Source organism: Bacterioplanes sanyensis, assembly GCF_014652515.1.
Lineage (GTDB): Bacteria > Pseudomonadota > Gammaproteobacteria > Pseudomonadales > Oceanobacteraceae > Bacterioplanes > Bacterioplanes sanyensis.
In genome coordinates, this window is sequence record NZ_BMYY01000013.1 from 48233 (window position 1) to 63184 (window position 14952).

A 14952-nucleotide genomic window follows, 5' to 3' on the forward strand; every position below is an offset into this window, starting at 1 on the left:
ACCAGAGGGCTTCAGATCACGAAGCCGGTTCGCCGCTCTAGCAAGGCTACAGCAAGAACCGGCGACACAGAGCTGGAGTTCTCTGGTTCTCCCCTTAGGGCGCGGGCGGCAGGCCTCCATAACGTCGTTGGCGATGTTGAAAAGGGCTGGCCATTTCCTGCCATCGCCGCCTTGCTCTGAAAGCCTGCTGCACTCGCGCAGAGCTGTGCAGAATTAATCAGAGGTGCCTTAAGCCAATAACTCATCCGCTCGATGTTCTTCACGCTTCTGCCAACCATGCAACAACAACCCAGTTACTGCAGAGAAGCAGCAGAATAGCGCGACACCGATCGTAACCGCGTGATAATTACCCATCAGATCGAAAGCAACACCGCCTGACCAAATGGTGGCAAATACAGAAATTTGGTGAATGGTAAACAGCAGGCCAAACATTTTGCCTTTGATCTTTTCACCATAAAACTTCAAACACAGCATCGAGGTAATAATTACCGTGCCCATGTAAGTCAAACCAAATAAGATGGCAAACAGCCAGAACACAGGAGCGGAATCCACCTGTGCAATCAAAAACATCGACGCAGCGCGCAAACCATATAAACCGGCCAAAAACAGCCCTGGTTTAAAGTAACGCAACAGCCAACCAACGATGAAAGCACCAATCAGCTCAGCAGCACCTAACACGCTCAACGAAGAGGCAATGATCTCTGTTTTAGCCTCAGAGCCATCCAGCACTTGTTGCATCATAGGTACCAGATGCACATCGATATACGCCATTGAGGCACCGCAGCCAGCAAAAGAAATGGCCAACAGCAAAAAGGCAGGTTTTAGTAGTTCATCGCGTATGCGATCCGTTGGTATATCGTCTTCGTCTGAGTGAGTCGGTAAAATGGCAGGCAAGGTACGCTGCAAGGCTAACACCGCTGGCACCACGCCAAAAGCAAATACAGCAGCAATTAACAAGCATACATGGGTCCAGGATAAAAACTCATTTAGCCAGACCCACAATGGCGACAGCACCATAAAACCAATGGCGGTACCATTAGTAATGGCAGCAAAGGCCATGCCTTTGTGCTCATGTGAGAAGACACGATCCACCAACAGCCCCAGCGGTACAAAGGTCATGGCGGCTAGGGCGTAGGCTGCTAACAGGCCATACAACAGCAGAAATAATGGAAACCAATCAACATAAGCCAATGAGGCAAATACCAGGGCTGTCACTACAGCGCCTGAGAAAATGGTTTGAATGGCACCAAAGCGATCACACACCCAGCCAACCAAAGGTGACACCAAGCCGATGGAAAGGCCAAAAACAGCGCCGGTTAGAGCAAAATGTCCGCGTCCAATACCGAATTGCTCGACCAAGTCAACAAAGTAAACCTGGTAACTGCCTTTAATGGCAGACGCCAAAAATGTTACTAAAACACCAACGGCAATCACCAAGCCTAACTGAGTGCGTGAAAGTTGCATGTTATGCAGGCTCCTCTGCTGCCTCCAGCTCATGTAACCCGAAGTACTCGTAAATACCTTGGTACATGTTGTAGAACAGCTGACAGGTATGATCGATGGCTTCAATCGCTTCACGCTGCATTTTTGGCGTGGTGCATAAATCGGCTAATAGAGCCAAGCCTTGTTTGACATGACCAACGTCTTCTTTTTGATGAACCGAGAAAAACAAAAGGTCCTCGTCCTTGAGGTTATAAACTTTCCCTAGAATATTGTGGCGAGCTTCTTCACCCACTGTTTCTAAGTTTTGTCCTTCGCTGGCGACCAATACCGCTGCGGCACCAATGTGGTAGCGCTGACGGTCTTTAACGGCTTGCAGGCGATAGTCAATCAACTCTTGTGTTGCCGGCAACGCCGCAACCGCATCACGCTGCTCATCACTGATACCAATCGCACGAATAAAATCCTGCATTAATGCCACGTGGTTTTTGGTGCGAGATAGCGCGCCTGTTTCTTCTTCATACAGATTGTGCAGCAAAATCGTTTTGTGACGAGGCAGCGGGCAGTAGAAAAAAATATGCTCAATATATGTTAAAAAGTATTTCGTCAGCTGGTAGCCCTGCAAGGCAGTAAACTGCAATAAATCGGTATTAGGTGATTCTTCATTCAATAGATGCTTAAACAGCGGATTGGCTAAGGTCAGGTGTTTGTCGAGCGTTGAACGCATGACCTTTTTGAACTGATCTTTTTCCATCAACATGGCGGATGACTCCAAATACTATTCGACGATTTCTGCAGTTTGCTGCTTGTGGCCAAACTGCTCTAATAAGGCTTCGGTGGTAATACTCATGTAATAACCGGCGTAACTCTTACCGGCGTAACGTGAATAATCACTTAATATTCCATAGGTTCTGAAGCCAATCGCTTTCCATAGACGGTGGGCCGGCGAGCCGCCGCGGACGTCGAGTGTTAATACGTCCACGCCGTTCGCTCTGGCAATGTTGGCAATATGCAGCATTGCTTGTGACAATAAGCCGCTACCACGCAGATCCGGGCGGATAAACCCTTTCTGCAAATCGTAAATATGACGAGTTGTGTCCTGCCTGCTTCCTTTCAACATGCAGCACAAGCACACTTCACCTTGGTCATCGACCGCCAGCAATACCTTCATCACGCCCTCTGCCAGCTGGGCGCTCAAATCCGCTTGCCAGCGCTGCGACTGCTCTGCCGATAGCGGTTTGGCAATTCCCAAAATGGCGTCGTCCGTGGCGCTCAGCGCCAGCAAACGACTCAGCGATGCAAACAGGGGCTGTAATTGATCGGGGTGCTCAATGACGTAGAAGTGTACTTGCGGCTCCATCTGTGACTCACATATCAGACGATGAGGGCCTATGCTCGACGAAAGCATGAGATGGAAAAAGCCAGTTTCGCGCCACCATCAGCGCTGAAATGCGCCAAGCTCCGCGCAACGCCAGGCCCTGTCTGGCTTCGCGGCCCAGCAATAGTGCGTAGTTTGCCGACAATGCGGCTGACGTTGGCAGAAACATTCCGCCACAGAAAAACCATTTAAAAAATATGGTTTTATTTCTAGATATACGAAAAAAGCACCAACACTCAGATTGCACCAAATTGTTAATTGAAATGCGAATCACTCTCAATAGAATCGCCTGCACTTCTTGCTGACTGACGATTGAGAGCATCGCCATGTTGACGTCCCCACCTCGTGCAGTACCCAGTTCACCCACATCATCGCCAACCTTTCTATTTTCTGAGCACGCCACTGAACATTACCAACACGCCATCGGCCAAGCGGTTGAGCGCGTATGCCAGCAGCTGAGCCGAGCACCAGACCCTTGCTCCGGCACCAGCCCTGCAGAGCTGCAGTCGATCATGGCCGAGCTGGACTTAAACACCCCACTGCACGACTTAACCGCCGTGCTGGATGAGCTGCAATGCACTTACTTAAACGATGCGGTGTATTTCCATCATCCGCATTACATGGCGCATTTGAACTGCCCTATTGTGTACCCAGCCTTGGTGGCAGAGGTCATCAGCAGCGCCATCAACACCTCGGTGGATACTTGGGACCAAAGTGCAGGTGCCACCTTGATTGAGCAGGCCTTAATCGACTGGAGCTGCGAGAAAATCGGCTGGCAGCCAGGGGCAGATGGAATATTCACCAGCGGCGGCACGCAATCAAACTTAATGGCGCTGCTGCTGGCACGCGATCATTTTTGCGAAACCCGGCTTGATCACTGTGTCAAAACCCAGGGGCTGCCACCGGGCTTTGAACGCTTGCGCATTTTTGCCTCAGAAGTCAGTCACTTTAGCGTTAAAAAAGCCGCCGCTTTATTGGGCTTGGGGCATGACGCCGTGATGCCGGTGGCGTGCGACAGTGCCTACCGTATGTGCCCGCAAGCCCTGCGCCAGGCCCTGCGCGACTGCCAGCAACAGGGCTTGGTGCCGATGGCGCTGGTCGCCACCCAAGGCACCACCGACTTTGGCAGTTTTGACCCCTTACCTGAGATTGCTCCCATTTGCCGCGAGTGGGGCATGTGGCTGCATGCCGATGCCGCTTATGGCGGTGGCTTATTGGTATCGCCTAACTACCGTGACCGCCTGGCGGCCATCGAGCTAGCAGATTCGGTCAGCATTGATTTTCATAAATCGTTTTTTCAGCCCGTCAGCTGCAGTGCGTTTGTTTTGCGCGAGCGCCAATGGCTGAAGTACGCCAGTTATCATGCCGACTATTTAAATCCACTGGCAGATGCTCAGGCTGGCATTCCCAACCTAGTGGATAAAAGCCTGCAAACCACGCGTCGTTTCGATGCCTTAAAACTCTGGCTAACACTGCGCTGGATGGGCGCCGATGCCATTGGCGAATTGTTTGATCAAGCCATCACCCTCACGGCACAAGCCCACCTCTGGATTGAGCAAGACTGTGAGCAAATCGAGCTGTTGCATAAGCCGCAGTTGAGCACCCTGGTGTTTCGCTTTGCACCCAACGCCGAGCTCAGCGCGCAGCAGCTAGATGATTGCAACCGACACATTCGCCGCTCGCTATTCGACAGCGGCCGCTTTGCCCTAGCTGGCACTCAGGTAGGTGGGCAAGCCTTTTTGAAGTTCACCTTTTTAAATGCCCACACGCAATTAAGCCATGTGCAACAAGCCATTGACGCCGTTGAGCAAGCCGGCGAGCACTATTTGCAAACATTGCGACAACCCGCGGAGGCCTGCGCATGAGCCCTATTTACGACTACATCGGCATTGGCCTTGGGCCATTTAACCTAAGCCTGGCCTGCCTATTACAACCACTTAATGGCGTCGATGGACTATTTATTGAGCAAAGCAGTGAGTTTAACTGGCACCCAGGCTTAATGCTGGATGACGCGCATTTGCAAACGCCGTTTATGTCCGATTTGGTGACCTTAGCTGACCCCACGCATTCGTTGAGCTTTCTGAATTACGCCAAGCAGCAGGGCAAACTGTACTCGTTTTATATTCGTGAAGACTTTTTCCTGCTGCGCCGTGAATACAACCAGTATTGCCGCTGGGCCATCGAGCAGCTCGACAACGTGGCGTTTAATACCCGCGTGGTGCAGGTGGAGTACTCAGAAGCAGAAGCCTGCTACCAGGTAACGTGCGAGCGTTTACAGCACGGCCAGGTGACCGAAGTACAATTACTCAAAGCCCGCAAATTAATTCTCGGCACTGGCCCTAAGCCCCATTGGCCCGCCAATACACGAGCATCTGAGCGCTGCAGTCACGCCAGTGATTATTTAAACCGCAAAGCCGCTATTCAAAAATCTAAGTGCATCACCCTGGTGGGTGGAGGACAAAGCGCGGCGGAAATCTATTACGACTTACTGCAAGACATTCATCAATACGGTTATGAGCTGCACTGGCTCACACGCTCACCGCGTTTTTTCCCGCTTGAGTACAGCAAGCTCACACTGGAAATGACCTCACCGGAATACGTGGATTATTTTCATGCTCTGCCAGCAGAGCAACGTGATGAACTGATTGCACAGCAAAAGCATCTCTACAAAGGCATCAACCAAAGCCTGATCAACGATATTTTTGATTTGCTGTATCGCCTGCGGTTGGAAAAACCCGTCAACACACGGTTATTAACCCACGCCCGCCTTGAGCAAGTATTTGAAAGCCAGCAGAACTTGCGCATTCGCTGCCAGCACAGCGAGCTCAATCAGCCATTTGAGCTCAGCACCGAGCAACTGATTTTAGCCACCGGCTATGAGCGCCAGTGGCCCGAGTTTTTACAGCCCATTGCCGATCGCATTCGCTGGGACGCACAGGGTCGGCCCGATGTGCAGCGCAATTACAGCATCGATAAGCATGGCAACGAGCTATTTGTACAAAACATGGAGTTAAACACCCACGGTTTTGTTACCCCTGATTTGGGCATGGCCTGCTATCGCAACAGCTGGCTGGTGCGGGAAATTACCGGCGTCGAGCACTACCCCATTGAGCAACGCATCGCCTTTCAGGATTTTGCCATTCCTACGGATTGGCAGATAACCACAGCGCCACAGGAGTGCCCGGCGTGAAGCTTCGCACTGCCTTGATTTTGCTTACCATAGTGTCGGTGACCGCCGACACCATGATTCTGCCGTTTTATTCGCAATTTTTTTCTCAGGCATTTGGCATCGACAGCCTGGCTCACGTGGGTTACTACCTGGCGGCCTGCTGCCTCACTGTTATGCTGACCTTTCCGCTGTGGGCCAAAGTGGCCCGCCATGTTCATGAGCTGCCATTGTGGGTCATTACCCAAACCCTCGCAGGCTTGCTTGGCATTGCTTGTTATTTCACCACCTCGCTGTGGCAGTTTTGGCTGCTGTCGCAATTGATGCTGTGTTTAAAAGCGTCTTATTTGCTGATTTACCCTTACGTCTTGCGCCTTGAAGAACGCGACAGTCACTTGGGATTGGTGGGGCTATTTGCCGTATTAATGCAGCTCGGCGGTATTTTAGGTGCCGTTATTGGTGGCTTTTTATTGGAGCAGTTTTCACCGCGCAGCTTGTACTTGTGGATGGCCGCCAGCGATGCCCTGCAAGTGCTGGTGTGTGGCTATTTAATGTGGCGCCTGCGCCAGGGCTGGCGCACGGATGCCCACGCGGGCCCAAGCAAACCACGCGGCTGGACCCCCCACGTTCTGCGCTTGGGATTATTGGCCATGGTGTTTTACGCCTCGGCGTTTTTTATTCGGCCATTTTTTACCCCGTTTTGGCAAGAATTAAACGCCGGTTCCTGGCTGGCATCCGTCAGTGTCAGCGGTTGGATTTTCGCATTGCCAGGCTGGGTAGCGCTGCTGGGGTTATGGGTCAACCACAAGCGTCCGGGCAGTGATGACCATGGCCAGGTGCTGTTGCTGGCCATGCTGTACGGCATGGTGGGCTTATGGCTGCAAGCCAGCGCCGACACAGCGTTGGTATTGATTGGTCGCCTGATTTACGCCTGGGCACTGTTTCAAATCACCGTGCGCTTGGAGCTGTGGCTCTTTGCCCACAGTGAGCCCGAGTTTTATGGCCAAGACTTTAGCAAATTACACCTGATGCAAAATGTGGGTGTCATCGCAGCCTCATTAAGCGTCGGCCATTGGGTCAGCGTCTGGGGCGCTGCCAGCACCTTTCTGCTCGCCAGCATCGGTCTATTTATGTGCGCGTTGGCGCTGCTCTGGTGGCGTCCGAGCCAAGCTCGCCAGCCTTCTCATTCTTAATATTGGGGTTAAGCATGCAATTTGAACGTCTCTCGCCCATTGGCCATCTACAACTGGTGCCATTTAATCTGGACGAACACCTACCACTGTTTCATCAGTGGGTCAGCCAGCCCTACGCGCATTTTTGGGGTTATCAAGGCATCAGCTTGGAGGCTTTAACCCACGAATATCAACAGCTGCTGCAACAAGGAAATCAACTGCTTTTAGGGCTGCATCAAGGTCAGCCCGCCTTTGTAGTAGAGCTGTATGATCCCACCACGGTACTGGCTGAGCATTATTCGCCTGCCGATGGCGATATTGGCATGCATGTGTTGCTGGCACCGTGCGAACAGCCCATTCATGGTTTTAGCCGCCAAGTTTTTCACACCATCATGGCGGCGTTATTTACGCAAGGTTATCAGCGCATCATCGTCGAACCCGATGCGCGCAATCATGCGGTGCATCGGCTCAATAACGCGTTTGGTTTTCGCCATCATGGCCCGGTGGATTTAGGGCATAAATCCGCATTCATTGGTGTGTGTGAGCGCCAGCACTTTGATCGAGCCTGTGCCCTGCAGCAATTAGATGGCGATGCCCCCGAGCACGCTCTGGCTGTGCGCCACTCCCCCGAGCAAGCCTGCGCTCCATTAACGCCAAATATTTGGGCACAAGCCAATGCCGAGCAAGTGGCCAAATGCATCAGCGAAACCTGTCATGAACGTCTGCTAACGCCACAAAAACTGGCCGACAATCGCTTTGAGTTGCGCAGCGATCACTCCTGCTATCGCTTTCGCGCCCACTGCTTGGCATTAGAACATTGGGTGATTGAACCTGGCTCCATTCAGCGCTGGGTAAATGATCAGCCACAACCACTGGATGCACTGCAGTGGGTGGCAGAGTTTCAACAAGCATTGGGTATTCGCCCAGCGCAATTAAATGGCTATTTAGAGGAGTTGGCCAACACCCTGTATGGTCGGGCGTTTAAATTGGCGCGGCCAGGTTTGAGCGCAGGCGAGCTGGCGACGGCGGACTTTCAAACCCTGGAAGCCGCCATGAGCGAGGGGCATCCGGCGTTTATTGCCAATAACGGTCGCTTAGGCTTTGACCAAACGGATTTACGCACCCGTGCCCCCGAGAGCGGCAAGGTTATGCGCTTGGTGTGGTTAGCCGCCCACCGCGATGTCGCCACCCTCGCCTATATGCCCGACTTGGACTATCAAACTTGGCTGACACAGGAATTCGACGCCGCAACCATAGCGCGCTTTGAAGCTCGCTTAGCCGAACGTGGATTAAATTTTGCCGACTATGTGTTGATTCCTGCTCACCCTTGGCAGTGGCAGCACAAGTTGGCGTCGATTTACGCCGCTGAGCTGGCCAGTGAGCGCTTAGTATTGCTGGGCTATGGCGATGATTATCATCAAGCGCAGCAATCAATTCGTACTTTTTATAATCGCTCACAGCCACAACGCAGTTACGTTAAAACCGCCTTATCTGTGATTAATATGGGCTTTGTGCGTGGTTTATCGGCGCAATACATGCAAGTCACGCCCGCCATCAATCACTGGTTATATGAAACCCTCAGCCAGGATTCACAATTGCAGCAATGTGGTTTTACCCTGCTGCGCGAAATCTGTGCCGTGGGGTATCAGCAGCCGTTTTTTAACCAGTCAGGTTTAAATGATCACCCATTTAAAAAGACCCTGGCCGGTTTATGGCGCGAAAGCCCAGAGCCATTATTACAACCCGGACAAACCCTAACCACCATGGCGGCACTGTTGCACCAGGATGCGCAGGGCCACTCCCTCGCTGCTGAGTGGATCGCACAATCAGGCAAAACGCCCGAGCAATGGCTAACGGCGTATTTAAACGCCTATTTTGTGCCCCTACTGCACTGCTTCTACGCCCACAAACTGGTGTTTATGCCACACGGCGAAAACCTGATTTTAATTATGGAAAACGGCGTTCCCGTGCGTACTCTGATGAAGGACATCGGCGAAGAAGTGTGCTTATTAAACAGCGCCCAGCCACTGCCAAAAGCGGTTGAGCGCATACGTGTGCAAACGCCGAAGGACAAAGAATTATTATCAATTTTTACCGACGTTTTTGATGGCGTATTTCGCTATTTAAGCCAGCAACTGTGGCAAGCCGGTGTAATGGAAGAACAGCAGTTTTGGCGCACCGTGGCACAAGTCGCGCACGCCTATCAGGCCAATCACCCAGAGCTGCAGCAGCGCTTTAAGGAATACGATTTATTTGCGCCCAGCTTTGCCCACTCTTGCTTAAATCGCTTGCAACTGCGCAATCATCAGCAAATGGTCGATTTAACCGACCCAGCCGGCAGCCTGGTATTTGCAGGCGAGCTGCAAAACCCCTTGGCCACGTTTGCGCTGGAGCCGGTCAGTGGCTGAGCAGCCGCCGTGGCTCACACCTTGGCACCCGGCAATTCAGGCCGTTGACGCTGCGCCCTTATGGGTATCGCTGACAGCACCTGCCAGCGTTGAGGCAATGGTGCAGCGGGTAATACAGGCGCATACGCCCGAGGCTGAGCTGTACGCGCGCCATCGCTGCTGGACCTTGCTGCTGTGGCAGCCGGTTTTTTTGTCCCTCGCTGCGGTCAATGATGGCAGCGGTACGCTGGATTTAACGCGCTTAAAACAGCGCTGCCAGCACGGCAGTGTGTATGGCCTACAGCAGCTACCAGGCCTTGAGCCAGTGGCGGAATTCCACCAACGCCTGCAACAGCAAGCGCACCTTTTACGCGCTTATGCCCAGCAGGCATTTTCATTAATTCAGCCCCAAATTCGCTGCAAGCCGCAGCAACTGTGGGGCTTATTGGCCGATTTAGTGTGGCTGGCGCTGCAAGCGGGCTGGCACCCCGGCCGTCAGCGCCACGACTGGTATCAGCAAGGCCAACGGTGGCAACAAACCGTTGTTTCTCAACCCATTAAGGGCCAGCGAGATCTGCATTTTTTGGCGGCAGAAAATCGCTGGCGCATACAGCGCGGTAGCTGCTGCTTTCATTATTTAAACCCTGGCGGCGAACGTTGCGAGGGTTGCCCTAAAACAGCTCGCAAACAAAAAAATATGATGAAAAACATCCCGGAGAAGGTATGAACGAACGCATTCAAGCAGTCGATATTGGCCGTGGTCTGGCCGTCATGGTGATGGTGTGTGTCCACGTCATGTGGATGTACGCCAGCGTCGACACCCAAGGCAATACTTGGCTGGGTCAGTTACTACACACATTAGGCAAAGGCACGGCGGCTTTTTTGCTGTTTATGGGTATGTCATTGCAACTGGCTAAGGCAAAAACCAGTAGCGCGCATTTACTGCGCGCGCTGCAGTTAATTGCTTTGGGCTATGTCATGAATGCACTGAAATTTTTGCTACCGCTACATTTAGGCTGGCTGCCCGCTGAGTTTATCGCGGCCTATGGTTGGCAAGCGCCGCTCAGCTCTGGCCAGCAACTGTACTTATTATCCACTGGCGATATTTTACAGCTCGCCGGCCTCACTCTGGCCCTGTATGCCGTGCTGCAACGAGTAATAAAAAACGCTTTCGGTTGGCTCACGGTAGGGCTGCTAATGATGTTGGCTACGCCCTGGTTGCGCGAGCTCATCAGCGCTGAGCATTACGCGGTGAAATTAATCGCAGGCCAAGATTATCAGGTGTACTTCCCCATGTTGCCGTGGGCCAGCTTTATCTTTTTTGGAGCCGCCTTAGGACATTGGTGGAAAACCCAGCCCAGCCAATGTGTTAAAGCCCTGCCTTGGCTCGGTGCGATCAGCATGGCCATAGGCTTTGCTCTTTATCAGCACAACAGCGAATTACACATGGGCAATTTTTTCCATCACGGCCCGGGGGGCACCTTGTATTTATTAGGTATTACCCTGCTCGCGCTGTGGCTGATTCAATGCACCTTGCGCTGGCAATACCCACCCAAGCTGATGGCCGCTTGGCGCTATTGCAGCGAGCGCGTCACCTCTTTGTATGTGATTCAGTGGGTGCTGATCTGTTGGGGCATGGGGCTGGTGGGTTTTCAAACCCAAAGCGTAGCCGGAACCTTAGTGCTGATTATTCCCGCTTGGGCCGTAACCCTGGGTGTGCAAATGCTGTATGAGCAAAAGGAGCGGCTATGGCACTGGCGGGCCGCTTGAGCAGCAAACAGCAACAGCGCATTGGCGTGGTGCTCGCTCATATTGAGCAGCACCTGGATGGCAACCTGACACTCACCGGGCTGGCCGATGTCGCCGGTTGCAGTCGCTGGCAATTGCAGCGTGCCTTTGCCGAGCTGAACATTGCCTTGGCCAGTTACGTGCGCCAGCGACGTTTAAGCCGGGCCACCTGGTTATTGGTGCACAGTGAGCAGCGGCAGATCGATATTGCCAAAGCCTGTGGCTTTGAATCGGATATTCAGTTTCATCGTGTGTTTAAGCAATATCTGCAGATGACGCCCGGTGCCTATCGCCGCCGCGGCGTCTGGCAAGATGACTGGCCAGCTTTGGCATTCACCGACCTTAACCAGTGCTGGCTGCCATCAGCCGCCCGATCTCAAGCTGAGACCGGGCCTTGGCCACTCGCCATCGCTGATGGCGGGTTTAGCGCAGCTGCTGCCAGATAAACTGCAGCGCGTCGGCTTCGAGCCAGGCCAGCCAGGCCTGGTCAGTGGCCACCACACCCTGCCAGCGCTGGTTAGAACCACCGTGGCAACCATAAGGAATCAGCTGCTGGCTGCTGCGGGCGTAATCTAGGCATTGGCCCGAGACCTGATTGCGCAATTGCTCATCCTCATAGTGCCATTGCTGCGCTGGCTCGTTGAGCTGGCACTCGGCCACGATGATTTGCCCCGCAGCAGGCTGCAAGCACAACCACGGCTGTTGCCGTGGATGCAAACGACCGCGCGCATCCAGCAGCCACTGGGTGTGTGGTTGGCCGTCGTCCAAGCTGGGGAGCTGCACCGCAGCGCCGCTGTTGGCATTGTCTGCCACGGCAAAATAGCGCCCTTGGCCGCTGATCACCGCGCCCGTTACGTCGGCAATGGCTTGGCTAGCCAAACCCGTAACCTTCAAATGATGGCGCAGATGGCCTGCCGTCAACTCAACCGCCTGGTTGCTGGCTTGGTGATAGCCCAACAACTGTGCCACGCCGTTGGCGGCTTGTTGCAGCGTCAAAATCGCAGCCAGGCGCTCACGGCTGCTGGCAGACAAGGCCGCTAACAACGCCTCTTGCTCATAGCTTTGTACCAATAGCGCCAATTCGCTCGGCAGCGCCACGCTGTCTGCGGGCAACGCCGCCAGTTGCTGATCTATCTGCTGCCACTCGCGCTGGCGCAAAGCATCAAAGCCATGGGCCTGGCCCACCTGTGCCAATGGCGGCAGCTCGGGTACCGCAGCGCTAAAGTCGGTGCGGGTCAGCTCAGTGACCTGACCGGCGCGGCGACAATTCAAACTGGCCGCCGTCGGACGCACAGCCGCGCTTAAGTTCACATGCAACTGATTAACCGTATCGGCGTGATGGCGCTCGGTGGCTACGGCAATGCGCTGCTCACCACCTGCATGCTGCACGGTGAGCCAGCATTGATCGCCGCTGGCAGCGGGCTCGGCCCAATCAAAAACATTGCCGTAGTTGCCGTGCAGCAGTGGGTAAATGACCGCATTATCACTGTCTGGATCATAAGCACCAATAATGGTCACGACGTTAACGCCCACCTGACTGGGCACCGGGCGGTTATCGTTAAACTCAACAAACTGGCCCTGACTGGTATCCCAGCGTTTATAACCACTGACAAACTGGGTATCCGCCAGCGGGAAGCGTTCTAAATCGTTTTGAATGATGCGTGCCGTGTAACCTGTGTAGTGGGTGTAGCGCGACAGTGGTGAGGCGTCACGCCCACCCGACATAGCATCGCTATTAAAGCTGAACTCACCATTCGCGCCCACTTCCGTCAGGCTACTGCGCAGGCGCTGACGGTGAGCGATATAGCCCCAACCACTGTCGGCATGGTGCACCGCCCAGCGACCATCTTCGGTTAACGACTGGCCCGGATAATGGCCCAGACCATAAGCATGGCCCCACTCATGACTGGCCTCATTACCGGCGCTGCTGTACAAAGTGCCAATGCCATTGCCACCGCTGAGGCCGTGCTTCACCATTCCGTTTTGATAATGACCACGAGCGTGGTGGTTAGTGATTTGCTTGATCACATGCGGATGGCTCTGGCGCATGTGATGGCTGCTATAGCCGAAGTTGGCCATATTAATGCCGACACTGATCTGCGATTTGGCCACGTTTTCGCGCATATCACCGCTGTAAACGCCACCTTCATCGGCGCTGACATCGTCGTACACAGTGCCATCGGCGATCATGACCCGCTCTAGCTGCACATCGGCGTAGTTGGCCATCACTAACTCAGAAACCGGCAAGGTTTGGAAGTAGTCCGTCGCCGCCAGCAGCGGATCGCGACTGATAAAATGCCCCTCGTTGTCTGCAGGTGGTTCGGCCAGCAAGCCGACGCGAATGGTTTGAAGTACCAAGCGCGTAGCACGGCCGATGTCGATATCCGCCGCCAACAAGGAGCCACTGCGCTCGCCCTGGCGCACATTTAACGCCATGCCATTGCGCACATGCTGCCAAGGAATGCGCGCCCACCAAGCCTGCTTGGAGTACGCCACCTGATCGGCGGCGATGTCACTGGCCGGTAGGGTACTGGGGTGATTCAAGTTCAGGGTATCCACCAGCTCACCGTTCACCAGCAGCTCGGCGCTGATACCCTGCTCGCTGGCTTGATGCGGCAATACCAACAGCAAGGCTTCGCGCTGGGCCACCAACCTGGGCATGTAGCGGCTTTGGCGCTCATCGGCCTCATTGCGCTGATAGTTGCCATTAGGCGCCACACTGTGGGATTGCACAAACTGCACTTCGGCGGCCAAATCGCCGCTTAAATCATTGCGTAAGGTGCGTGCTTGGCCATCATAGTTGAGTTGATAAAAATCGATTTTATCGCTGCCTTGATACGCCTCACCAGCAACGACGGTTAGCTCGCCCTTAAAACGGCTTTGCTGCTCGCCATCATCGAGTTTCAGTGCAATGGCATATTGCCCTGGTTCGGCTGCCATGCCCGTCAAGGTGCCGGTATTGGCATCCAGCGCTAACCAGCTCGGCAATTCCACTGCTGTGAAACGGGCGTTAGCTGAATGCTCGCCAAAATCTGGTTGAAAGACATAGCCCGCCTGGCTGACGGCCTTGGCCAGGGTCATCTCTATTACGGGTGCTTCAGCACTGTCGTCCTGGTTGCCATCGCCTTCGTCATTGCCATCGCCTTCGTCGCTGCCATCGTCTTCGGTGCCGCCTTCATCAGTGTCATTACCCGAGCCTTCATCGCTGGTATCGCCACTGTCATCGGTACTTCCATCATCGGTACTTCCATCACCAGTACCGTCACCATCCTCCTGACCAGTATCAGAGTCATCCGAGGTCGAGCCCCCGTCCTCTGGGCCAGGATCTGGGGTGCCACCGTTATCTTCGCCGGGATCACTGCCACCGTCTTGATCGCCATCGGTATTGGAATCACCTTGATCTGGCGTTGGCGTTTGTGTGCCACCGCTGGCATCGCCCGTCGAATCTTCGCCGCCGCGGCCATCGTCACCGCTGCCACCACAAGCGGTTAATAATGCACTGGCGAACAACAGCGCCAACATAGAAGGTGATTGCATAACCATGCCTCATCGCAATGTGTTGAGGCAGGCATTGTCAGTCAGTCGCAACGGAACTCAAGCTTTCAGCCGAGCAGGTGTTAG

12 protein-coding genes are annotated in these 14952 nt (G+C 53.9%); 7 read left to right on the top strand and 5 right to left on the bottom strand.

From position 1 onward, the window contains the following. Positions 1-228: 228 nt before the first annotated feature. Genes IE090_RS15270 through IE090_RS15285 form a run of 4 tightly spaced genes read right to left on the bottom strand, consistent with a single transcriptional unit; the run spans position 229 to position 3146 of the window. Positions 229-1464, bottom strand: coding sequence for an MFS transporter (locus IE090_RS15270; protein ID WP_189389664.1), 1236 nt, complete (start codon positions 1462-1464; stop codon positions 229-231). Position 1465: 1 nt separating this feature from the next. Beyond that, on the bottom strand, positions 1466-2200 hold the full coding sequence (locus IE090_RS15275) for an iron-containing redox enzyme family protein (protein ID WP_189389666.1): 735 nt from the start codon (positions 2198-2200) through the stop codon (positions 1466-1468). An 18-nt stretch (positions 2201-2218) separates the two neighbouring features. Continuing rightward, positions 2219-2800 carry a GNAT family N-acetyltransferase gene (locus IE090_RS15280; protein ID WP_189389668.1) on the bottom strand — a complete coding sequence of 194 codons (582 nt, stop codon included), beginning with the start codon at positions 2798-2800 and terminating at the stop codon, positions 2219-2221. A gap of 7 nt (positions 2801-2807) precedes the next feature. Continuing rightward, positions 2808-3146, bottom strand: coding sequence for a hypothetical protein (locus IE090_RS15285; RefSeq protein WP_189389670.1), 339 nt, complete (start codon positions 3144-3146; stop codon positions 2808-2810). Here IE090_RS15285 and IE090_RS15290 point away from each other — a divergent pair. The 7 genes from IE090_RS15290 to IE090_RS15320 are packed head-to-tail and all read left to right on the top strand — an operon-like array spanning position 3145 to position 11777. Then, positions 3145-4683 (top strand): pyridoxal phosphate-dependent decarboxylase family protein, encoded by a 1539-nt coding sequence (locus IE090_RS15290; protein WP_189389672.1) that lies wholly within the window; start codon positions 3145-3147, stop codon positions 4681-4683. The two genes, IE090_RS15285 and IE090_RS15290, sit on opposite strands and share 2 nt — an antisense overlap. Then, the gene (locus IE090_RS15295; protein ID WP_189389674.1) at positions 4680-6008 is read left to right on the top strand and encodes a lysine N(6)-hydroxylase/L-ornithine N(5)-oxygenase family protein; all 1329 of its coding nucleotides are present in this window, start codon (positions 4680-4682) and stop codon (positions 6006-6008) included. Before IE090_RS15290 ends, IE090_RS15295 begins: the two co-directional genes overlap by 4 nt. Further along, the gene (locus IE090_RS15300) at positions 6005-7177 is read left to right on the top strand and encodes an MFS transporter (protein WP_189389676.1); all 1173 of its coding nucleotides are present in this window, start codon (positions 6005-6007) and stop codon (positions 7175-7177) included. The genes IE090_RS15295 and IE090_RS15300 overlap by 4 nt, the downstream gene beginning before the upstream one ends. Before the next feature lie 14 nt (positions 7178-7191). Continuing rightward, entirely contained in the window at positions 7192-9564 is a 2373-nt protein-coding gene (locus IE090_RS15305; protein WP_229815793.1) for a GNAT family N-acetyltransferase, read from the top strand. Next, positions 9557-10270: a (2Fe-2S)-binding protein gene (locus tag IE090_RS15310; protein WP_189389679.1), complete on the top strand. Its 714-nt coding sequence runs from the start codon at positions 9557-9559 to the stop codon at positions 10268-10270. Before IE090_RS15305 ends, IE090_RS15310 begins: the two co-directional genes overlap by 8 nt. After that, complete coding sequence (locus tag IE090_RS15315) at positions 10267-11313, top strand: heparan-alpha-glucosaminide N-acetyltransferase domain-containing protein (RefSeq protein WP_189389680.1); 1047 nt, start codon at positions 10267-10269, stop codon at positions 11311-11313. The genes IE090_RS15310 and IE090_RS15315 overlap by 4 nt, the downstream gene beginning before the upstream one ends. Further along, on the top strand, positions 11292-11777 hold the full coding sequence (locus IE090_RS15320) for a helix-turn-helix transcriptional regulator (RefSeq protein ID WP_189389683.1): 486 nt from the start codon (positions 11292-11294) through the stop codon (positions 11775-11777). Before IE090_RS15315 ends, IE090_RS15320 begins: the two co-directional genes overlap by 22 nt. Here IE090_RS15320 and IE090_RS15325 read toward each other — a convergent pair. Next, on the bottom strand, positions 11755-14868 hold the full coding sequence (locus IE090_RS15325; protein ID WP_189389684.1) for a M66 family metalloprotease: 3114 nt from the start codon (positions 14866-14868) through the stop codon (positions 11755-11757). The genes IE090_RS15320 and IE090_RS15325 overlap by 23 nt on opposite strands. Between the last annotated feature and the right edge of the window lie 84 nt (positions 14869-14952).